General features: G+C 68.8%; 1 protein-coding gene. It reads right to left on the bottom strand.

Annotation, left to right across the window (positions count from 1 at the left end; translation table 11 throughout):
- The coding region (locus I6F37_RS44575; RefSeq protein ID WP_225155068.1) for a tetratricopeptide repeat protein at positions 1-385 on the bottom strand (385 nt) is incomplete at both ends.

Genomic DNA, 385 nt, shown 5'->3' with positions numbered 1-385 from the left:
CGGCGATAGTGCTCGAGCGCCGCGACCGCATCGCCGCGAATGGAGGCGAGGATGCCGAGATTCTGTTCCACCATTCCCGTGAGCGCGACGTCACCACACCGGTCCGCGAGCGCGAGGGCTTTCGCGAATGTCTCCGACGCGCCGTCGATGTCACCGCGGCGCTGAGCGAGGCCCCCGAGGCAGTTGAGCGCATGGGCGCGACCGGCGTCGTAGTTCAGCCCCGTCGCCAGGTCGAGGCTCTGTTTGTACAGCGCCTCGGCGTCGCCGGTTTGTCCGCGATCACGCAGCACGGATCCCTGCCAGCGCAGCACGTCGGCAAGGAGCGGCGTCTCTTCCTGAGCGCTCAGAATCTCCAGCGCGCGCGCTCCGGTGTGCAGCGCGACGT

Origin of the sequence: Bradyrhizobium sp. NBAIM08, assembly GCF_020193935.1 — a bacterium.
Lineage (GTDB): Bacteria > Pseudomonadota > Alphaproteobacteria > Rhizobiales > Xanthobacteraceae > Bradyrhizobium > Bradyrhizobium yuanmingense.
The sequence above is the reverse complement of the archived record's forward strand: the minus strand, read 5'-3'. Positions and strand labels throughout refer to the sequence as shown.